Source organism: Aciduliprofundum boonei T469 (assembly GCF_000025665.1).
GTDB lineage: Archaea > Thermoplasmatota > Thermoplasmata > Thermoplasmatales > Aciduliprofundaceae > Aciduliprofundum > Aciduliprofundum boonei.
In genome coordinates this window covers 612,841-633,625 of the sequence record NC_013926.1, presented here as the reverse complement: position 1 = coordinate 633,625, position 20,785 = coordinate 612,841, and the positions used below count along the sequence as shown (strand labels likewise).

The following is a 20,785-nucleotide window of genomic DNA, read 5'->3' as shown; positions in this document are numbered from 1 at the left end:
GAAGACGAAAATGCCCATCCAAAAAATTGAGAAAATAGAAGAATTATATCCCAACCCATTCACAAGGTCTGTAAGCCCTGGAAACCACATGTGTCACTGTGGTGATTACACCCTCCATCTTGAGTTTTTTATCTGTAAATTCCTGCAACTCTTTCATGCTCAAAAATAAGCACTCACAGAGCAAATCATATTCTCCAAGAATTCTATAAAGTGTTATAAGCCTGTTTTCTTTCATAAGCTCATTGGCAATCTCATCTATATGCCTCTTATCCACCTTTATATAAACAAACGCCTTAATGCTATTTTCCACGGCATGACAGTTTATAAGCGCTGAATAGCCCTTTATTATTCCCTTCTCTTCTAAAATCTTCACCCTTCTCCTAACAGTTGCCTCACTTACACCAAGCTCTTTTGCAAGTTCTAAATTCGAGATTCTAGCATTTTGTCTCAAAGCACAGAGAATTGACAAATCAAGGTCATCAACAGGAATGAGCGTTCTATCCATAGATTTCCACCTTGTTATCAGATTACATTTTAACGGTTCCATTTTACCACCTTTCGTTATCCCTATTACGCTTTTCGTATTTAAAAGTTTCAATTTTGCAATTTGTATAAAATTATAAACCCTTCCTCTCCAACACTCTTATTCTTCCCGGAGGCAATATTCTTAGAGCTTCTTCCACAGAGATCCCATATATCCTTGATATTTCTTTGGCAAATTCATCCTTCTTTATGTCTCCTGGCTCTATCAAAATATACTTAGATGCTCTAACCCTCACAGAATCTGGAGGAGCACACATAACCATTTTCACCCTTTGATATTCTATTTCCCCCACTGCGAGCTGCAATGGAACCTTGTGTATGTAATTTCTCTTTCCATGCACTACCCACGCACCTCTGGCAACATATTCTCCGCTCTCCCCCATCTTGCTGACCTGAGAGGGATATACCCAGTATGCACTTAGATTTCCAAACCCTGCATTCCATGCCTTGCTCATACTCACTGCGAATTGTGCCGCCTCTTGCAATGTTTTTTCCCCGATCTCCTTACCCTCTGACTTTATCACAACGCTTGGAGCACCGTGGATATCTGCGTGCATATATAAATCTCCATTTCCAAGATGTTTCTTTACGACCTCTTCATTAGTCTTAGCATCTCTACCAGCTATAACCAGTATACCCTCAGAACTTATGAACCACCTATATTTCTCAAACCAAAATCTTCGGCGATTTTTCCTTATCTCCTTCTTTTTCTTCTCCTCTTTCTTCTTGACCTTTTTCAACTCTTCTTTTGCTTTTTCTAAAGCTTCCCTTGCCCCCTTTATTTTTTCTCTCATCTTTTTAGACCTATCATAATAAATACCCGCATTTTCTCCTACGCTTTTATCCACATATAATTTTATTTTCTCTCCTTCCAATTCAATTTCTACACTCTTTCCCTTTCTATCGTAATTCAATTCTCCCCTTTTCATTCTATTAAACATATCTTCAATCTCTGCAAAATGGGCGTATATCAAATCTCCAATTTTCCTGCTCTTTTCAGCCTCCCCCTCAAAATTCTCAATGGATTTTTCAATCTCTTCAATTCTTCTCCTCACCTTTAGAACTTCTGGATTCTCAACCTTACTCTCCTCACTTATGTAATTTTTTATGGCTTCATTGAAACTCTCAAATTTCTTCTCTGGCTCATCGAACATCTTGAGCTCTAATGGTGAGAAAAATCCAGGATAAATGTATCCTCCAGAAAATCTAAAAATTTCTTTAATTGCCTCCTTTAACTTATTACACTCCTTGCTTACATTTTTTGCATTTTTATCCACCCCCGCCCTGATGCACACCTCCTCAGCATACTTTCCAAGATTGAACCTTCTTGCAAGGGTACGAACAATATCATACTGAGAAGAATTTATTTCATCGCATACCCTTTCTATATCCTTCAATGGATGCAGGGACTGCGGTGGTGGCACATACTCTTCACCCTTAATTATTCTTCTGTGTCTCCATTCCCTCTCTTTATAGGCTCTCTCTATGATTCCGTCCCTAGTCACTATTATATTTCCATCGCCAAATAACTCAATTATAAGAGAGTAGCCATTCGGGACTTCAAAAATGATTATCCTGTCAAAATTGAACTGATAAAATTTCACAATTTTCTTTCCAGAGAATCTCTTCCGAAGGAACATAACGAACATGCTCGGCTCCAAAGGTGTCTCTCTATCATCAAAAAAGAGCCAGCCGCGGAGATTCACATAGAGCGGCTTTGTCTCTCCCTTATATATCTTGAAAAGAAATTCTCTCTCACCCACTTGATAAATCTTCTTAAAAAATCCTCCTTCTATAAACTCTCTGTTCTCTTTGAGCCAAGCGTAGATGTCCAAGGATAGCATTGAATCCTTCATATCCCTTTAATTCCACAATAAGATAAAGATTTTTGGCACAAATTATTTAGGAAATCAACACATCTCGCTTCCGTGTACGATGTTGCTATCGTTGGTGCCGGGCCCATTGGCTCTTTCATAGGTAAAGAAATCGCCTCATTAGGATACAATGTAATCATTTTTGAAGAGCATAGCGAGATTGGTAATCCATCACATTGCTCTGGATTGTTCTCTACAAACATATTTGACATAGTGGGAAAAATAGGAATCTTGCACCCTGCAAAAAAGGCAGTTATATACGCACCAGATGGAAGCAAACTAAGAATAGGTAATGATAAAGTAAGGGGCTATGTAGTGGATAGGGTAAAATTTGATAGAGAGCTTGCAAAAATGGCTGGCGCAAAGGGTGCGGAGATACATTTAAAAGAGAGAGTTAAAAAGGTGAAATATACAGATATAAGTACAAGCAAAGGTGAATATAAAGCAAAAATAATAGTTGGAGCAGATGGAATAAACAGTATTGTGAGGAAAGAGATGGGAATAGGCGCACCGAAAATTTTGGGGGCTGCCCAGATAATTGCTCATTCTCATTTAGATGAAGATACTGTGGAGATTTTCATAGGATCTTCCATAGCTCCAGGATTCTTCGCCTGGAGAATTCCTCTGTTCGATGACCTGGCAAAGATAGGACTTGCAAGTTACAAGAGCTCCTGGCTATACCTTAAGAAGTTGATGAAAAAATTAAAAGTGCAGCCCCTATCCATATCTGGAGGAGGAATACCCATAAACACTGTGGAAAGGACATATGCAAGGGGGATGCTTATAGTGGGCGATGCTGCTGGACAGGTGAAAGCAACAAGCGGTGGAGGAGTTTATCCAGGACTTATGTGTGCAAAATGTGCAATTAAGGCAATAAAGGATGCATTGGAGCGTGGAGATTACTCCGAAAATGCCTTAAAGAATTATGAAACTTGCTGGAGGAATGGAATAGGAAAAGAGCTAAAATACGCCTCATATTTGCACAGATTATACACAAAATTCAGAGATGATGAATTCAACAAAATAATCAAAATTTTGAATGATGAAAAAGTAATAAAAATAATAAATGAAGAGGGGGATATTGATTATCCTTCTAAAGTAGCCATAAAGATATTTCGCAAAAAGCCATCCTTGATGAAGTACCTCAGTATTCCTGCAAGACCTTATCGTAAACGGATTTGAGAAGGGCATCATCCACATGAGTGTATATCTGAGTGGTAGCCACACTACTATGACCCAAGAACTGCTGGATGAACCTAATATCCACCCCTCTCCGCAACAATGTTGTTGCAAGTGTGTGGCGGAGGACATGGGGAGTAACTTCCTTCTTTATTCCCGCTTTTTCTGCGTATTTTTTAACAATTCTGAATACCTGGACTCTGCTTATCTTGTTGCTCTTCTGAGATGCAAATAAATACTCCATATCATCCTCTCTGGTATAAAGATAATTTTGAAGTGCCTCTATGACCCTTGGGCTTACAACTACTATTCTATCCTTATCCCCCTTACCAGAATGAACATAAACAATTCTCTCATTAAAATCAACATCTTCAATTTTCAAATTGCAAAGCTCACTGACCCTCAAACCTGAGTAGGCAAGGAGGGAAATTATAGCATAATCTCTCGGATTCTCGCTTGATGCTTCTATCAATCTTTTTACCTCATCCTCGCTAAGATATTTGGGCATCTGCCTTGGTCTTTTAGGAGAGGATAAATTCTTGGCTGTATCCAAATTCTTATACTTGAAATAAGAGCGAATTGCCTTTGTGGCAAGGTAAAGTGAATTCTTGCTATACTTTCTCTTCGTTGAAAGGTACATTTTGTATTTATTTAAATCTCCAGGAGTTATATCCTCAGCCCTCTTATGGAAATACCTGAGCATATCGGATATGAAATGAGCATACTCCTTTATTGTATTCTCACTTCTCTTCTCACCCCTCAAATACTCCTTGAATTTTTCAAGTTCGTAATCAACATAATCCATAAATTTGTCGGACATTAGTCATACATATGACTTGTGCTATTTAAAACTTTCCCACATTTTTGCAGATTGAGAAATAATCCAAAAATTAAAAATAAGGGTACGCTTAATTATCACCGTGGAAAAATTGATAGCACAGGCTCAGGTGTACTACATTGTAGGTTACGGAAGAGATCGCTCTGTTTATGATGACAAGAAGTGGGTATTAGGCAGGGTTTATTTGACAAATAAACGGCTCCTATTCAAAAAATTGGATAGGTTTATTGAGGTAAAATATGAGGATGTTCTAACAATTGCTGAGAGAGATAAGTATCCAAGAATTTCCCCACCCATGGGCTGGGCTCGGGGTAACATACTTGAGATAAAGCATTACGAATTTGGAGATAAAAGGCATATTTTAACTTCTCTCATCTCTGCAAATTTTGATGTAACCCTAAAACTTAGAGCCATACTTACAAAGATGATTGGAGAAAAAGTTGTTGAAATGACAGAAATGCACAAGAAGGTGCTGCTTCTTTTATACACTGGAATGAAGGACAATATTCTAATAAGTTACCTTCTCGACATTGAAATCAACGAGGTTGAGAAATTAATTGAAGATCTGAAATTCCGTGGCTTAATATCATCGGATCTTCTCTTAACCGCGGAAGGTACAAAGGTTGTGGATGAGATAAGGCGTAGATAAAGATTAAAAAGGAAAAAGAATATGCCCATTCATGCTACTTGAAATAGACGGTTGGAAAGTTGGACTTAAATTCTCAGCATCTCATTTCATACCTTCACACCACAAATGCTCAAGATTACACGGGCATGATTATGGGGTGAGATTGAGAATATTCGGAGAGACAAAGGACCACATATTATACGATTTTGTTGAACTCAAGAATGAGGTTAGAAGCCTTTGCGAAGAACTTGATCACAAATTGTTAATTCCCAAATCGAAGAAGTATATAAGGCACCATATAAAGGATGATAGAATCTATGTGAGCTTTGAAGACAAGCATTATGTATTTCCAAAGGGGGATGTTACTATAATTCCTGTGAATCTTATAACTGCGGAGGAGCTCGCAAGATATTTCTCAAAAAAAGTACTTGAAAGAATAAGATTTCCAGAGAATGTTAAAGGCATTGAAATTTGCGTTGATGAGGGGCCCGGGCAAGGTGCCTGCAATTACATACCCTTGGGTGATGAGAAATGAAAGCTGTAGTTCTTCTCTCAGGCGGATTAGACTCTTCAACTGTTCTCGCAATAGCACTGGAGATGGGCTACGATGTACATGCTCTCTCATTTGATTATGGACAGAGGCATTCAAGGGAATTAGAGAGCGCAAAGAAAATCGCAAGATATTTCAATGTACCTCACAAAATAATAAAAATTGATTTGAGGCAAATTGGTGGAAGTGCATTAACCGACAATATTGAAGTTCCTGAGAGGCAAGTTGAGGATATAGAGAAGGAAATTCCAATTACCTATGTTCCAGCCAGAAATACCATCTTACTTTCCCTCGCACTGGGATATGCAGAAGTTATAGATGCCGATGCAATATTCTACGGAGCAAATGCTATTGATTATTCAGGATATCCAGATTGTAGACCCGAGTATGTGGAAGCATTTGAGCGGGTGGCAAATCTTGGAACAAAGAGAGGAGTTGAGGGAAAGCCCATAAAAATAATCGCACCAATTATCCATATGACCAAGGCTGAAATAATAAAGAAGGGCATGGAATTAGGTGTGCCATACGAATTAACATGGTCTTGCTATAGGGGAGAGAAAAAAGCATGCGGAAAATGCGACTCTTGCCTCTTGCGCTTGAAAGGATTTATGGAGGCTGGATACGAAGACCCATTGGACTATGAAACTTATCCTGAATTTTATATAGAGTACCTGAAAAAGAAGGGAAAAAAATGATAATGGGCACATGCTACATCTGTGGAAAAACAGCAACACATGTATGCAAATTATGCGGTAGACCTGTTTGCAATGAGCATTATGTGCCATCCTTGGGCCTATGCACAAGATGTGCCTCAAATAAATCCAAATCTATGCAAGAAAGATGAAACTTTTCTTATAGCCTTCCCCCTATGCGATACTTTATTTTTTTCCTCAGTACTCATCTCAGCAAAAGTTCTATCATCCCCCTCAGGTACGAATATTGGGTCATATCCAAACCCATTCGTACCTCTGGGCTCTTTTGCAATATGGCCATGGCATAAGCCCACAAACTTGAAATTTTGGCCTTCTAATCTCACCCCAATAACAGTTTTAAATATTGCCCTCCTATCTTCAATCCCTTCCATAAGTTTCAGTATTCCCATATTTCCAATAGTATCAAAAACATAGGCAGAATAAACTCCGGGAAAATTATTAAGGGAATGAATAAAAAGCCCAGAATCATCTATAATGAAATTTCCCTCAATTCTTTCGGCAAGATAATCTAAGGAGAAATCCACAACTTCCTCTAACGAGTTTGCTTGAATTTCAGGGTACTCCATGCTCAACATTTCCAGATCTGGCACGACTTTTTGCATTTCCTCAAATTTATGCTTGTTATGAGTTATTATTTTAAACATATCTGCGCCTCCCTTTTATCTCCTCAACCTGCTTCAAGATTTCCTTACCCATGAGCTCTTCATATTTTTTCAAGAATACAGGATACAAGGAAGCATACTTGAAATGGGCAGCCATAAATGTCTCTTCAAACATCTCCAAATCAACGGCCATATCCTCAATGCTTGCACCTTTCTCAGCCATACTCCAATCTATCAGCACAATATCTTCATCTCTCAATAGCATATTCCCAGTTGTGAAGTCCCCATGGGAGTATCCTGCCCTATGAACCATAGCAGCTATCTCGGCAATTCTTTCGAGAATCCTAGAAACTTCACTTGGAGACAGGAAATTCAAAATATCTGCAAGGGCTTTACCCTCAATTTTCTCCATAACAATTTCATAAGCATCTAAATCATAAATTATGGGAGTTCTCACTCCATGCAATTTCAATTCGTGAATCAATCTGGCTTCTTTCCTAGTTCTCTGTTTCCTGATCATCTCGTCCAGCTCTTTTATCCTATAGCCCTTTCTAGTGCGTATCTTTCTCACAACTTTCCTACCAAAGAACTCATCTTCTTTTATTATGGCTTCAGCTCCAGGCGCCTCTTTATAATCCTTTTTATGCCTCTTTACATCCCATGGTATGTCCACCGCATCAGTTCTGAATTTCTGAATGACCTGAGTATCTCCAATTTCCATTCTTTTACCGTTTTTTAAGAATAGCAATCCTAAATAGGCAATCATAGCTCCATTGTCCACACAGAGGTCTGCAGGGGGAACATAGAATCTTGCCCCACGCTCTTCCGCCATAATCTCTAGCATCTCTTGCAGACGCTTGTTTCTGGCAACTCCTCCAGCCAATAGAACTTCATCCTTGCGAAGATGAGTTAAAGCCCTCTCAGTGGCCTCCACAAGCATCGCAAAAACGGTTTCTTGAACACTGTATGCAATATCTTCCTTGCTCTCATTATTCAACTTATTTATGGCTGCAGTCAAGATACCAGAAAATGCCATATCCATTCCCTTAATAGAATAGGGCAAAGGAATGTACTTCTTTCCCTCAAGCGCTAATTTCTCGATTCTTGGCCCTCCCGGAAAAGGTATGCCCATCTCCCTTGCGAGTTTATCAAGCATGTTTCCGACACCTATGTCTAAGGTTTCTCCAAACACCCTGTAGCGACCGGATGCAAAGGATATGATCTGCGTATTTCCGCCGGATACATAGAGCATAACTGGGTCTTCTGCCCCTGTGGAGAATCTTCCAATTTCAAGATGAGCAATACAGTGATTTACCCCTACAATTGGTATGTTAAGCTTTACACTCAAGACCCTTGCAGCTGTGGCCACGGTTCTCAAACATGGCCCTAAGCCAGGACCTTGAGAGAAGGATATACCATCGAGCTCTTCTGGCTTGACATTTGCAATTCTAAAAGCCTCATTCAAAAGTTTAGGAAGGTATTGAACATGATGATTAGCTGCCTCTCTAGGATGTATTCCTCCTTCAGGAGGCCTGTACATATGGGACACATTAGCAAGAACTTCTTTCTCTGTAACAATTCCCACACCTACGGTATGAGCCGTGCCCTCAATTCCAAGAACTAACATAGAAATCACTCATCTTATATGCCCAAGGGTGAATGATCCAAGGGTTATACCACTCTTACTCGCAGTTACCTCTATCCAATTTCTACTCTGTACCTCCGTGATTCCATGCACAGTTAGGAATATCTTGTGTGCCTCTATCTTGAATTCTATCATTCCATCCATAGTATAACCAACCATCTGTATCTCATTTTCACCATGAAGACCTTTCTCTACAAGATACAAGGATACTGCATTATCCCTCTTTCTTTTCGTAGTGAACGGCTGCAAGAACCTAAGCAATGCTTGAGAGTCCAAATAAGCCATAATTGTAGATAAACTGCGAAATGCGAGCCTATAATATTTGCTCTTCTCCTTTATCTTGGCAACTATGGAATCCACCGCCTTGGCTATTCCGTCAACATCATTTTGATAATCCAAATAGATTACTCCTTCCATTTCTGATGTATCACCTATGCTCTTTGAATAGGCATCCACATAATAAACTAAACCCATCTTTTCATACTGCTCGTATGTGGGTAGAACATAAATCATCTCCTCACGCAAACTATCCACAGTTATATCGGTGAGAATCCAAATTGCAGGAACACCCTTTCGCAAACCTTCTGCCACGAAAGAATAAACCAAAACTTCCTTATTGCTATACGGTGGACCATAAATTAGTATGTTAGAGCCCATGGGAAATCCACCATAAAGTAAATCATCCAATCTTCTCGTACCCGTACGAACTTTTCTTTCCTTTATTTCTATCTTCACCTCTTCGGCTGCAAGCTCAACTTCCTGCTCAGCAAGCCCTTTCAATTTTGCATTTATCTCTTGCTCTTTCATTCTGAGATAATTCTCCTTAGCACGAAGCTCTTCCTCTTTTCTCTTTATCTCTTCCTGCAAATCTTCAAGCCTTCTCTTGAGTATAATCTCATCCATATTTCCTATCTCTTGCTTTATCATCTGCAGCTGCTTGATTTGAGCCTCTATCTTTTTCTCCCTGTAAAGAAGATCTTCTTCTCTTCGAATAAGCTCATCCTCCTTGTATTTCAGCATCTCTTGAAGTTTCTTCATTTCGTCCTCCTTTATTTTTATCTCATTTTTCAACTCTTCGAGCTCCTTGTTTTTCATTTCAAGTTCCTTTGTAAGTTCGGTTATCTTCTCTGTTAGCGCTTTTACATTTCCATCTTTTATTGCTTCTTTAAGCTCTTCGAGTTCTTTATCAGATAAATTCGCCATATTCTGAGATTCTAATTCCAATAATTTCCTGCGCTTCTCTGATTCTAACCTTATCAATTCTTCTCTCAACTCTATCTCTTTCTTTTTCAATTCCCTTATATCTTCTGGCAAGGGTTTGGTGAGCTCTTCCTTTAGGGTCTCTATTTCCTTTCTCAAAGTTTCAATTTCCTTCTCCAATTCTTCTCTCTTTGAAAACTCAACATCTAAAAGAGTTTTTAATTTCAAATTCTCCTCAATAAGCTGATCAACATCCACATTCCCGGGGACGCTCTTTTTCGCCTCTTCAACTTTCTCCCTTATCTCCTCAACTTCTTCTTGAGTTGCACCCTTTTTCTCCATAAATCCAAAAAGTGCCTCTTCATCCCCTTTTAACCACTGATCTAAAACATCTCTATCCTCATCCACTAGCTTAAAATCATCACCTAACAACCATTTTTTAAGAAGAATTTCATTCTTTAACTCTTCATACTCTTCCCGCGAGTATTTCTTACCACAAGATTTGCAAATTAATGTTTTCTCATCGATTACCCCCCCACACTGGGGGCAAATTACCTCTACTTTTTCTGACATACTTATCCTATGAGTGCCATACGAACTACATTGTTGCCTCTCAATATAACCGTGCCCAATCTCCTAGTCATCTCCTCTGTCTTCTCTTCAGTGTCCATAAGAACCATGTTCATATAATCATCGTAGCCAACTAGCTTCCCCTCCAGAACACGATTATCTTTTAAGAGGAGCGAAATCCTCTTGTTCAGAAAATTTTCAAGCATTTTTAACGGCAGCGTCATTCTCAATCACCTCATACCTCATTATCAACAAAATATAAATTTTTTTAGGTATAGCCATACATATCCTCTTCGTCATCTTCACTATTTTCCATTAGAACTTGGAGCAAGCTGCGGATTAGCTCTTTCATCTCGCTGACCTCTCTGCGCAAGGCCTTTACCTCGTTCTCCAGTTTAGCCACATCCTCGGCTCTAGGCCCCTTTGTTTCCTCAATACCATCCATGCTTTCCCCATAGTTAATCCCAATATTTAAAATCTCCTACGCACAATTCTATAAAACACCACTCTCCTCCTTACCTCTTCCTTCCTGTGAAAACCATACATATATGGAATGGAAAAATCATAAAATTTCCTATGAGTTATTTCCCACCCATTTTGAAAAATCTTGCGTTCTATGAACTCAGAAGTGTTTGCATTATGAAGAGTGTAAATTACATTAGCAACTTGCATTGCCTTTTCCAAGAAGGGTAGGTCTGCATGTCTGTTCTGCGCTCCAAAAGGAGGATTCTGCACCACAGTATCAACCTCAGAATTGAACTCTTCAACATTCATATTCAAAATCTCTGCAGAACATTTATACTTCTCCAAATTTTTCTTCAAAATTTCAATTGCTCCTACATCTATCTCCACAGAAAAAATCTTGCGAGCACCTAAAAGACAAGCCCCTATGGTGAATATCCCCGTACCCGCTCCAAAATCTGCCAAAATCTTGCCTTCAATATCTCCCAAAGAATATGCAAGAAACATTATATCCGATGCAATGGTGGCAGGAGTAAAATACTGCTCCAATGAGGCCTTTGGATTTTTGTAATTTTCCACGCCTTCCATCAATATTTCCAGTTTTTTCTTCTTCATAAACTTGCCACTGCATTAACCAGTTTATGGGCTAATTGAGATGCATGTGCCGCTGATATACCCCTCTTTCTCAACTCTTCTGACACTCTCTTTATGGCTCTATGCCATTTCCATGTGGAACGGCTGTACCTTGCTTCCACAAGAATGCGCACAATATCCCTGTCCACTTCAATACCATATCTCTCTTTTAACCTAATTTGCCATAGAGGAATTAAAACATAGGGCACATAGATTCTATCCACGTATGTGGCCTCTGAAACACTATACTTTCTACCCATCAATTCCAATTATGAGGTTCTACGATAAATATTTTTTGGAAAAAATAAAACTTGCATCTTCATGCATTCGTTATTTTAATCTATAAATCAACACATCTGGAACTTTGAAATCAACCATGCTCTCAAACCCTTGCCCAATTAAAAATGATAAAACATCCTCACTTCCCTGCGGAATCATCACCCCTATGCTTTTCTTTCCTTGGGAGATGGCATAATAACTCATTGCCCGTATAATTTTAGCCAATCCTTCTCTTGAAACATCAAGAGGAAAAAATGATGGCTCTGTGTCTTGAAGAGAGTAAATGAATTTATAATTCTCAATTCTCCCTATTCCCGCATTCTCGTTTAACCAATTTATAGAATCTTGCGTTTTATGCAAAAACTTCCAGCCATAAGGTATGTAATCCTCTGTCCATATATCTTCCATTCTTATTTTTGATTTTTCAAATTTCAAAGGTTCAAGGGGTTCCCTGTAAGAGAAATAAAATCTTTTAACGCTCTTAAATCCATCATCTTCAGCCATCTTCCTGCTCTCCTTGTTGAGCAGATGCGTTGCAAATTCGACCGTGTCTATTTTCCCCTCTTCACATAATTTTACTCCAATATTTACAATGTACCTGTGCAATTTTTTACCATAGCCCTTGCCACGATATGCTGGATGTACCCTCAATCCCTCGAGCCACCCAACTCTATCAGGCAAGATACTTAGTTTAACGGTTCCTACCACATTACCATCTATCTCCAAAACATAGAAATTTCCATCTCTAAGCCAAGAATTAAACGCCTTATGAAGGTAATCCTCCCCATTCCAAGTGAGCTTTGATATTTCCAAAATAAACTTATAATCCTCTTCTCTCGCCAAGCGTATTATCTCCATAGGAATGGAGATACGAGGGATTATTTATCTTTTCGGTGTTAGTTGCAGCTCTGGTAGAAAATAAAATAAGAGATAAGTTATAAAAGATTGCAAAAGAGATTTCCAAAAAAAGGTTGGAAATTATACATTTTCCCATATTTCTTTGTTGCTTCTAAACCCATTCTCTTTAAAGTCCCAACCTATGATCTCCATGTGTAACTTTACCCTGTTTTTATTTCCTATTTTCCTGTTTTTCTAGGAATTCAACTTACCCTATTTGTTATTTCCTCGCAGGATATATTTTTCTCTCAATAGATTCAAAGCTAATCATAAAGATTTGTTTCTGGCGTCATTTTAAATTGTCTATGTGAGAGAATATGCAAGATTATATTGTAAAGCTTAATTTCCTTGCAATCTGTGGTTTTGAACCTCAGGTTTTCTTGACTTTCCTCCTACGAAATACTACAAGCAAGGATAGTATTGTTATTATTGCTATCCACGCACTTGAGAACTCTGGTATGGCCCCTGTTGGTGTAGCTTTTACGGTGTTGCTGGGCTGTGACTCTCCAACTGAATTTACTGCAGTGACATAGTATGAGTAATTAACTCCAGGAACTACATTAGTGTCGTTGTACCAAAGTTGAGTAGCAGGTACTGTTGCTATTAGAGTACCATTGCGATATATTTTATATTCCGAAATGTTAGATGTACCCTGCCCAACTGGTTGCTCCCAGGTTAAATTCACATAACCCATTCCTGTTTGAGCTTTGAGATTTCTTGGGGCTGTAGGTGTTAGTTTAGGCACAGGGGTTAATGGATTTTTTAGGGGATAATAGTCCTTTGCTCCCGCCCAACCAGGTATTGGGTAAGGCCAGTCCACTATTCCATCCCCATTTTTATCATTGCTATTATTGTTATTTGCCCAGTCATGCCAGTAGTTGCCTATGCCTGTCGAAGAGTTCCAGTAATTATCATAACCACCATCGCGTGCCTGAACATGGGAGGAATTATAAGTATCTCCTGAGCCATGATTGTAGTAAAATGAGTTACCGTATATTATATTCCCCGAACCAAAACCTATATAGATACCATAATAGTAATTGTTAGATATCAAATTGAATCTCATAACATTGTTGCTGGAATACTCTATATCTATGCCATCCCACCCATTATTGCTGCAATTGTTATTGGATATAACATTGTCGCTGGAAGACCATATAGCTATGCCACCCCCTTCATTATTGCTGCAAGTATTGTTGGATATAGTGTTGCTGGAAGACTCTTCTATATCTATGCCATTCCCATTATTGCTGCAAGTATTGTTTCTGATAGTAATATTGGAGGAATATCCAATTTCTATCGCGATGGATGCGTTGGATATCCTCAGATTTTCTATTTTAAGCCAAGAGACATTTCCAAGGATCACCTGCCCCGCATTCTCAGGAACTGTTGCATTTCTCATATTCACATTCTTGTAGTAGTACACTGGCTTGCCATTTACTGTATTGTTTGTAGGTATATCTTGTGTGGTGAATGTCTCTTTACCTCCCCATAACACAATTCCATTATTCGCTAGCTTGTTCCCGTACAATCTATTGTTGCTGGAAACAAATATAGCTATGCCACTCCCTTCATTATTGCTGCAATTATTATTGGATATAACATTGTTGCTGGAATACTCTATATCTATGCCATCCCACCCATTATTGCTGCAATTGTTATTGGATATAACATTATCGCTGGAAGACCATATCCCTATGCCATCCCGACTATTATTGCTGCAAGTATTGTTTGATATAGTGTTGTTGGAAGACCACACTATCCCTATGCCATCCCACCCATTATTGCTGCAATTGTTGTTTGATATAGTGTTGCTGGAAGACCCTATCTCTATGCCATCCCACCCATTATTGCTGCAATTGTTGTTTGATATAGTGTTGCTGGAAGACCATATCCCTATGCCATCCCGACTATTATTGCTGCAAGTATTGTTTGATATAGTGTTGCTGGAAGACCCTATCTCTATGCCATCCCACCCATTATTGCTGCAATTGTTGTTTGATATAGTGTTGTTGGAAGACCATATCCCTATGCCATCCCGACTATTATTGCTGCAAGTATTGTTTCTGATAGTAATATTGGAGGAATATCCAATTTCTATCGCAATGGATGCGTTGGATATTCTTAGATTTTCTATTTTAAGCCAAGAAACATTCCCGAGGATCACCTGCCCTGCATTCTCAGGAACTGTTGCATTTCTCATATTCACATTCTTGTAGTAGTACACGGGTTTGCCATTTACCGTGTTGTTTGTAAGGATATCTTGCGTGGTGAATGTCTCTTTACATCCCCCTAAAACAATCCCATCGTTTGTTAGCTTGTTCCCATACAATCTATTGTTGTTGCTGGAAGACCCTATACCTATGCCAACCCAATTATTGCTGCAAGTATTGTTGGATATAACATTGTTGCTGGAAGACCACATATTTATACCGACCTGTTGCCTATTATTACTACAGATATTACTGGATATAGTGTTGTTGCTGGAATACCATATACCTATGCCATCCCATCCATTATTGCTGCAATTGTTGTTTTCCAAATTTCCATTTGTTACATTGTAAAGAGTTATGCCATCACCTTCAAAGTACAGATCTGAATGATACGATGCATTATGCAAGTAGCAATTCTTCACCACAAAATAAACTGTTGTGTTTCCAATGTAAATTGCAGCTCCAGCTCCGTGTGCATCAATATCCCATCCAGATATTATGTACGGATCATCCTTTGTTCCACTCCCCCCAATCACTCCATTCGCAGATGTGAAATCGGCATTGCTGTTTATTCTTATTGGCGCATGTGGCGTATACTTACTTTCATCTACACTAATTTTAGCTTTTTTAAAATTAATATTCCTATAGCTATGATTGTTATCATTCCACCCTGCAAATCTATAAGGAGGCATAAATCCATGCGAGTAATTCAGCCATGGAGGATAATGCTCTCTATGACTCATTGATATGTTTCTATAACTACTCCACCAATAGGGTGCGTTTCTGTGAAGTTTTCTAAAATCTTTCTTAGAAAATGGCATTCTGTGACTTGAATGATGTGCACGCGATGGATGATAACTCTGAGTATGTAGATGGATGTTCTCTATACTCGCAGAAAAATGTGAATTATCGGGAGTAGGTGCATTGTGAATGGCAGATTTTGAGAGTTTATTATCCTGTAAATGGCTATTTGCACTTTCCCCATTTATTAAAACTACAAGCCCACTGAAAATCATCAAAAGCAACAAGGAAATCACTAATACCTTCACAACTCCATTACTCTTCGTTTCCACCACCTTCTATGCAACGGCAAAAGATATGCAACTTATATTATAAATACTTTACGAAATACATCATTATAAAATTAATCTTAACCTTTATCCGTCCCAACTTACCTTCCCCATTCATCTCCTTCAAGGATTTTATCTTGCCCCTTTTCGCAAAGAATTATTAAGGGCAAAATGTTCTTGGCAATAATGTTCATCTATTACCCAGCGAGCTCATTTCCATCCATATCCATCACGGGCGAGTTCTGCGCTTTAAAGTGCAAGCACTGCAATGGGTACTATCTCAAAGGTATGCTTCCTATCACAACACCAGAAAAACTAATTGATTTTGCAAAGAAAAATGAGGGAAAAATAAAGGGTTTCTTGCTCAGCGGCGGCTCAACCAAGGAAGGAAAAGTTCCTCTAAAGAAATTCGCTCCCGCAGTTAAATGGATTGTGGAGAATACTTCACTCATAGTAAATGTGCATACTGGGATAATTGATGAGCGAGATATTGAATACCTTGAAGAAATGCAACCACATCACATCTCCTTTGATGTTATTGGCTCAACTGAAACAATAAAAAATGTTATTGGAATAAATAAGACAAAGGAAGATTATTTCCATGCCCTTGACCTTTTAGATTCTTCCTCTCTCAATTACTCCCCACACATAATTGCAGGACTGGATTTTGGCAAAATAAAAGGAGAGTATGACTCTTTGGAGAAAATAAGAGAACTAAGAAGATTTAACAATCTAGTGCTAATTGTTTTAATACCCACAAAGGGAACTCCTATGGAAGATGTCAATCTAAATCGGGAGGAAATCTTGAATTTTTTCAATTATGCCCTATCTACCATTCCTCCCAAGAAAATCGTACTTGGATGCATGAGACCCAGAGATTTTCACGAAATTGAGGAACTCTGCGTTGAAAAGAATTGCAAGGGAATTGTCATCCCCTCACCTAAAACTATGCGAATGATGAAGGAGAAAAATATGGAGATTATTCGCAGAGACATGTGCTGTGTCTTTTAGATTCTCAGAAAATATAAAATATATGAACGGGATTTACAAAAAGGTGATTTCCATGGAAGATGATTCAATAATGAATGCTTATTACAATAATCAAATTGTTACTGCCCTTATAGGCGTGCAGGTTGATACGAAGAGCATTGACAATTTCGCAAAGGAGGCAAGAGAGTTTTCCAATGTGGAAGATGTATTTCTCGTTACTGGAGAGTATGATATAATAGTTAAGGTTAAATTCCCCTCCTACGAGGAACTTAAAGATTTCATAATAAACAAGCTCTCAAAGATTGAAGGGGTATTGAAAACCGAGACAATGATGGTTGTAAATACTTACAAAGAGAGGGGAATAAAATTTGAATGAGGTGATTAGAATGTCGGATAAAGATAAGCTTTACCAAGAAATAGTTAGTATGATGGAAGAGCTCAGCGAGGATACATCCTTGCCGAGAAATATAAGAAAGGGCATATCAAATGCCAAAGATATACTTACCAAGAAAGAGCAAGCTTTAGATGTGCGCATTGCCAGCGCCATATTTGCCCTGGATGAAATTGCAAACGACCCAAATATTCCTGTGCATGGCAGAACAATGGTTTATATGATCATGGGCAAGCTTGAGACACTTTCCAAAGAACTCTCTTCGTAGGGAAAAACATGGATGTTAACACATTTCTCCATATATTCATTCCTTTATTTGCGGTTATAGACCCCTTCGCGGCTCTTCCACTCTATATGTCCCTAACAACGGGATTGAGCGAAACGCAAAAGAGGAAAATAGTGAAAGAAGCATCATTAACAGCCATAGTCCTTCTCATTTTCTTTGCATTTTTAGGAATTTATATCCTAGATTTTATGGGCATATCAATAGAGGCGCTCATGATTGCAGGCGGTCTTTTAATGCTCTTGGTTAGCTTAGAAATGGTCAAGGAGGGAGACAAGCCCAGGAGCACAAAGAAGAAGGTTGCATTGCATGAAGAAACTGGTGATATTGGCATAGTGCCCTTAGGAACGCCCATGCTCGCAGGTCCGGGTGCAATTTCCCTCGTAATTATACTTATGAGCAAGTATCCAACAGAGTGGGACTCTATTGTGATATCAATTGTCGGTATAATCATCTTAACAGCCTTGATTTTCCTTGGCTCAAACCTAATATCCAAGATTATGGGTGAGAAGGGCTCAAGAGCATTTACTAGAGTTATGGGTCTTTTAGTGGCAGCTTTTGCCGTGCAGTACATTCTCGATGGCGTAGCCCAGTACTTTGGAATATAGCCCGGCGGGAGCGATGGACTCTCATTATTCGAGCCCACCGGTTTACCGGGCATGATGATATTGAGAAAAACTAATTTATTCTTTGCGGTTATGGTGCTTTATGGAAAAAATAAAAATTGAAAGTGCAAAACTTCCCCTATGTGACCATTGCCTTGGGAGATTATACGCCATGCTAGGCCATGGCTTGAGCAACGATGAAAGGGGGAAGGCGATAAGAACTATTTATGCTATGGAAAACAATTTGAATTTAAGTTCCATTTATCCTGAAAATTGTGAGCTTTGCAATAACATATTCTCAAGGCTGGACGATTATGCGAAACACATAGCAAATATGCTTAAAGATATTGAATATGAAACATTTATGATCGGTTCAAGATTTTCCCAAGAAACTATGGAAAGGGAGAAAGAACTGCAAGATGAATTTGGCAATTTAGGTGAGCCCATAAACAGGGAGTTTAACAGGGAGTTGGGAAAGAAAGTTATGGAGATAACGGGAAAAGAAGCTACCATAAAAGACCCAGATGTAACAATAATCGTGGATACCGAGTATGACGATTTTGAGATTGAAATTAAGCCCCTTCTAATTTACGGAAGGTACAGAAAACTCGTGCGAGGGATTCCTCAAACAAAATGGCCTTCGGGCAAATACAAGGAAAGCGTGGAAGAGATTATAGCAAAACCGATTATGGAAGTCACAAAAGGGGAAGGGCATGCGCTCCATGGAATGGGAAGAGAGGATATAGATGCCCTAATGCTAGGCAACGGTAGGCCCTTCATAATTGAAATAAAAATGCCTAAAAGGAGAAAAATTAATTTAGATGAAATCGCAAAAAAAATAAACTTAAGTGGAAAGGTGGAAGTGCTTGATTTAAGATTTGCATCGAAAAAAGAGATTGTTCAAATAAAATCCTCAGAACCAAAGAAAAGATATAGGGTTGGAATAAAAGTTGATGCTTCGGCGGAGGAATTAAAGAGTGCATTGGACTCCCTGATTGGTAAAATCTCACAGAGGACACCGACTAGGGTCAAGCACAGAAGAGCGGATAAAGTGAGAATTAAAGAGGTCTATGAGGTAAAATTAATCGGAAAAGATAATGAGGCTTGGGTTGTTGAGGTATTGGCACAGAGCGGCACATACATAAAAGAGCTCATGCATGGAGACAATGGGAGAACATCTCCAAGTTTGGCAGAAAAACTTGGTAAAAAATTAGAGGTATTATGGCTGGATGTTATAGAAATATTAGATCGATAAAGCTTCTTCTGGATGATTTATCCACTCTTCAACATAGGTTTCAATACCTGCAATCTCCTTTTCAATTGGTATATCTGCTATCTTTGTAATAAATAGCAATGATGTCAGATGTACTCTGAATGGCAGTTTCCACTCTCCCTTTCCTGTGGGTTTTAAGCCTTCTGCTATCTCTTTTAATTCATTCTTGGCTTCACTGCTGATCCATCCTATCCTCTCATAGTAGTCCAGTATCTTGGCTAATCCCTGATGGTCCACAAACTGAAGCATATAGCCCAACCATCTCATAGCGATTATATGCTTCTTTGGGTCATCACCTACCATTTCCAGTATCATTTTCACCCCTTACCAGAGGTTTATGTACTTCGTTGTGTATGTGGATGGTGTCTCAAATTCAACCAGATTGGGCACACCATGCTTTGGTATGAGCTTTATCATCACTGAGCTCTGTGGCTGCAAATACAGCCCTATGGCCGATGCATTAATTAATATCTTTATTATGTCACCGGAAGTTATCACCCTGTCTCTTTCCCAATTACACGGAGGCATATCCCTAGCAATTGCCACACCGAAATGAGAACCATCTAAGTCTTTGAAGCTTGTTGCAGATTCATTGTAAGTAAGGGTAGCATCAGTGTATCCATCGCTTATCTCCACAAGCACACTGAACAGGGATATTGGGGGACTTCCTGCCATCAAGCCCACTTTTATCTCGAGGTAATCAATTATTGGGCTGTATCCTGAGCCGTATGTTACATTCACTTGGGATTTTACTGTGGCATTAGGGAAGTGCAGCGTTATTTCTCCCGTATTGTAATTTATGGTCCCCGTAACACCTGTATTGTTGTAACCGCTTACAGGCACAAGATTCCCAGTACCATCATCTTTGAGCTCAAATGTTCCATTAGTCACTATTACACTATTTGGATTGACTGGCACATGGGTTAAGTTTCCTATGAATGTGGTACTCCCCACACTTATGTTTCCTAGAGATTCATTGTACATTACATCATTTCTAATTCCCTGTATAGTTATCACTTTGAACCCTGTGGCAACATCCTGAGTTGCTATGTTCCCCGTTTCCTCCGCCTGCTGCTGTAATCTGTAAGCCGTTTGAATTAACACTGTGGCTGCAACAGCTGCAACAATGATCATAGCGATGAATATTATTAGCGTGCCAACGCCCATCTCGCCTTTTTCTCTTTTGTATATCTTCTTCATCTTCAACTCTCCTGAGAGAGCCCTGTGCCCGCAGGTGATAGCTTAGATATATGTTCTCACTTTTGAGAACAATTATTGATAATTTGATTTGATTTTAAATACCTTTTCTCATGAGTATCTATTAAGAAACAAAATTAATGGCAAAAT

23 protein-coding genes are annotated in these 20,785 nt (G+C 38.9%); 9 read left to right on the top strand and 14 right to left on the bottom strand.

Annotated elements, in window-relative coordinates:
* Positions 1-43: 43 nt before the first annotated feature.
* Together ABOO_RS03320 and rqcH are read right to left on the bottom strand one after the other, a co-directional pair.
* A complete protein-coding gene (locus ABOO_RS03320; protein ID WP_008082013.1) occupies positions 44-505 on the bottom strand; it encodes an Lrp/AsnC family transcriptional regulator in 462 nt (153 codons plus the stop codon).
* Between the two features lie 112 nt (positions 506-617).
* Complete coding sequence (gene rqcH / locus ABOO_RS03315; protein ID WP_008082078.1) at positions 618-2,399, bottom strand: ribosome rescue protein RqcH; 1,782 nt, start codon at positions 2,397-2,399, stop codon at positions 618-620.
* Between the two features lie 72 nt (positions 2,400-2,471).
* Here rqcH and ABOO_RS03310 point away from each other — a divergent pair, with 72 nt between their 5' ends.
* The gene (locus ABOO_RS03310) at positions 2,472-3,599 is read left to right on the top strand and encodes an NAD(P)/FAD-dependent oxidoreductase (protein WP_008082434.1); all 1,128 of its coding nucleotides are present in this window, start codon (positions 2,472-2,474) and stop codon (positions 3,597-3,599) included.
* On the opposite strand, the gene xerA is transcribed toward ABOO_RS03310, so the two are convergent.
* A complete protein-coding gene (gene xerA, locus ABOO_RS03305) occupies positions 3,562-4,416 on the bottom strand; it encodes a site-specific tyrosine recombinase/integron integrase (RefSeq protein WP_012997197.1) in 855 nt (284 codons plus the stop codon). The genes ABOO_RS03310 and xerA overlap by 38 nt on opposite strands.
* Before the next feature lie 100 nt (positions 4,417-4,516).
* On the opposite strand from xerA, the gene ABOO_RS03300 reads away from it, so the two are divergent.
* From ABOO_RS03300 to queC, 3 genes are read left to right on the top strand one after another with little or no spacing between them, the layout of a single operon-like run.
* Positions 4,517-5,083 (top strand): hypothetical protein, encoded by a 567-nt coding sequence (locus tag ABOO_RS03300; protein ID WP_008082568.1) that lies wholly within the window; start codon positions 4,517-4,519, stop codon positions 5,081-5,083.
* Between the two features lie 31 nt (positions 5,084-5,114).
* On the top strand, positions 5,115-5,597 hold the full coding sequence (locus ABOO_RS03295) for a 6-pyruvoyl trahydropterin synthase family protein (protein ID WP_008082601.1): 483 nt from the start codon (positions 5,115-5,117) through the stop codon (positions 5,595-5,597).
* Positions 5,594-6,307: a 7-cyano-7-deazaguanine synthase QueC gene (queC, locus tag ABOO_RS03290; protein WP_008082197.1), complete on the top strand. Its 714-nt coding sequence runs from the start codon at positions 5,594-5,596 to the stop codon at positions 6,305-6,307. The genes ABOO_RS03295 and queC overlap by 4 nt, the downstream gene beginning before the upstream one ends.
* Before the next feature lie 116 nt (positions 6,308-6,423).
* On the opposite strand, the gene ABOO_RS03285 is transcribed toward queC, so the two are convergent.
* From ABOO_RS03285 to ABOO_RS03250, 9 genes are all read right to left on the bottom strand, one after another.
* Positions 6,424-6,969, bottom strand: coding sequence for an XTP/dITP diphosphatase (locus ABOO_RS03285; RefSeq protein WP_008082216.1), 546 nt, complete (start codon positions 6,967-6,969; stop codon positions 6,424-6,426).
* Entirely contained in the window at positions 6,962-8,554 is a 1,593-nt protein-coding gene (locus ABOO_RS03280; RefSeq protein ID WP_012997196.1) for a bifunctional N(6)-L-threonylcarbamoyladenine synthase/serine/threonine protein kinase, read from the bottom strand. Before ABOO_RS03280 ends, ABOO_RS03285 begins: the two co-directional genes overlap by 8 nt.
* Before the next feature lie 9 nt (positions 8,555-8,563).
* The gene (locus ABOO_RS03275; protein WP_008082116.1) at positions 8,564-10,345 is read right to left on the bottom strand and encodes a DUF7504 family protein; all 1,782 of its coding nucleotides are present in this window, start codon (positions 10,343-10,345) and stop codon (positions 8,564-8,566) included.
* 2 nt (positions 10,346-10,347) lie between these two features.
* The gene (locus ABOO_RS03270) at positions 10,348-10,566 is read right to left on the bottom strand and encodes an LSM domain-containing protein (protein ID WP_008082460.1); all 219 of its coding nucleotides are present in this window, start codon (positions 10,564-10,566) and stop codon (positions 10,348-10,350) included.
* 44 nt (positions 10,567-10,610) lie between these two features.
* Positions 10,611-10,787, bottom strand: a complete 177-nt coding sequence (locus ABOO_RS08035; RefSeq protein WP_008082194.1) for a hypothetical protein — start codon at positions 10,785-10,787, stop codon at positions 10,611-10,613.
* Positions 10,788-10,813: 26 nt separating this feature from the next.
* Positions 10,814-11,419, bottom strand: coding sequence for an METTL5 family protein (locus tag ABOO_RS03265; RefSeq protein ID WP_008082038.1), 606 nt, complete (start codon positions 11,417-11,419; stop codon positions 10,814-10,816).
* Entirely contained in the window at positions 11,416-11,697 is a 282-nt protein-coding gene (locus ABOO_RS03260; RefSeq protein WP_012997195.1) for a hypothetical protein, read from the bottom strand. The genes ABOO_RS03265 and ABOO_RS03260 overlap by 4 nt, the downstream gene beginning before the upstream one ends.
* Before the next feature lie 70 nt (positions 11,698-11,767).
* Positions 11,768-12,574 (bottom strand): GNAT family N-acetyltransferase, encoded by an 807-nt coding sequence (locus tag ABOO_RS03255; RefSeq protein ID WP_012997194.1) that lies wholly within the window; start codon positions 12,572-12,574, stop codon positions 11,768-11,770.
* A gap of 409 nt (positions 12,575-12,983) precedes the next feature.
* Entirely contained in the window at positions 12,984-15,902 is a 2,919-nt protein-coding gene (locus tag ABOO_RS03250; RefSeq protein WP_012997193.1) for a right-handed parallel beta-helix repeat-containing protein, read from the bottom strand.
* Between the two features lie 180 nt (positions 15,903-16,082).
* On the opposite strand from ABOO_RS03250, the gene ABOO_RS03245 reads away from it, so the two are divergent.
* The 5 genes from ABOO_RS03245 (at position 16,083) to ABOO_RS03225 (ending at position 19,420) form a co-directional block, all read left to right on the top strand.
* Positions 16,083-16,907: a radical SAM protein gene (locus ABOO_RS03245; RefSeq protein WP_236614081.1), complete on the top strand. Its 825-nt coding sequence runs from the start codon at positions 16,083-16,085 to the stop codon at positions 16,905-16,907.
* Between the two features lie 52 nt (positions 16,908-16,959).
* Entirely contained in the window at positions 16,960-17,262 is a 303-nt protein-coding gene (locus ABOO_RS03240) for an Lrp/AsnC family transcriptional regulator (protein WP_236614082.1), read from the top strand.
* 10 nt (positions 17,263-17,272) lie between these two features.
* A complete protein-coding gene (locus tag ABOO_RS03235) occupies positions 17,273-17,545 on the top strand; it encodes a UPF0147 family protein (protein ID WP_008081914.1) in 273 nt (90 codons plus the stop codon).
* A gap of 8 nt (positions 17,546-17,553) precedes the next feature.
* Positions 17,554-18,168: a MarC family protein gene (locus ABOO_RS03230; RefSeq protein ID WP_008082549.1), complete on the top strand. Its 615-nt coding sequence runs from the start codon at positions 17,554-17,556 to the stop codon at positions 18,166-18,168.
* A 100-nt stretch (positions 18,169-18,268) separates the two neighbouring features.
* Positions 18,269-19,420, top strand: a complete 1,152-nt coding sequence (locus ABOO_RS03225) for a tRNA pseudouridine(54/55) synthase Pus10 (protein WP_008082343.1) — start codon at positions 18,269-18,271, stop codon at positions 19,418-19,420.
* On the opposite strand, the gene ABOO_RS03220 is transcribed toward ABOO_RS03225, so the two are convergent.
* Together ABOO_RS03220 and ABOO_RS03215 are read right to left on the bottom strand one after the other, a co-directional pair.
* Positions 19,409-19,753 (bottom strand): FlaD/FlaE family flagellar protein, encoded by a 345-nt coding sequence (locus ABOO_RS03220; RefSeq protein ID WP_012997192.1) that lies wholly within the window; start codon positions 19,751-19,753, stop codon positions 19,409-19,411. The genes ABOO_RS03225 and ABOO_RS03220 overlap by 12 nt on opposite strands.
* A 9-nt stretch (positions 19,754-19,762) precedes the next feature.
* Complete coding sequence (locus ABOO_RS03215) at positions 19,763-20,638, bottom strand: archaellin/type IV pilin N-terminal domain-containing protein (protein ID WP_008081989.1); 876 nt, start codon at positions 20,636-20,638, stop codon at positions 19,763-19,765.
* Positions 20,639-20,785: the final 147 nt, after the last annotated feature.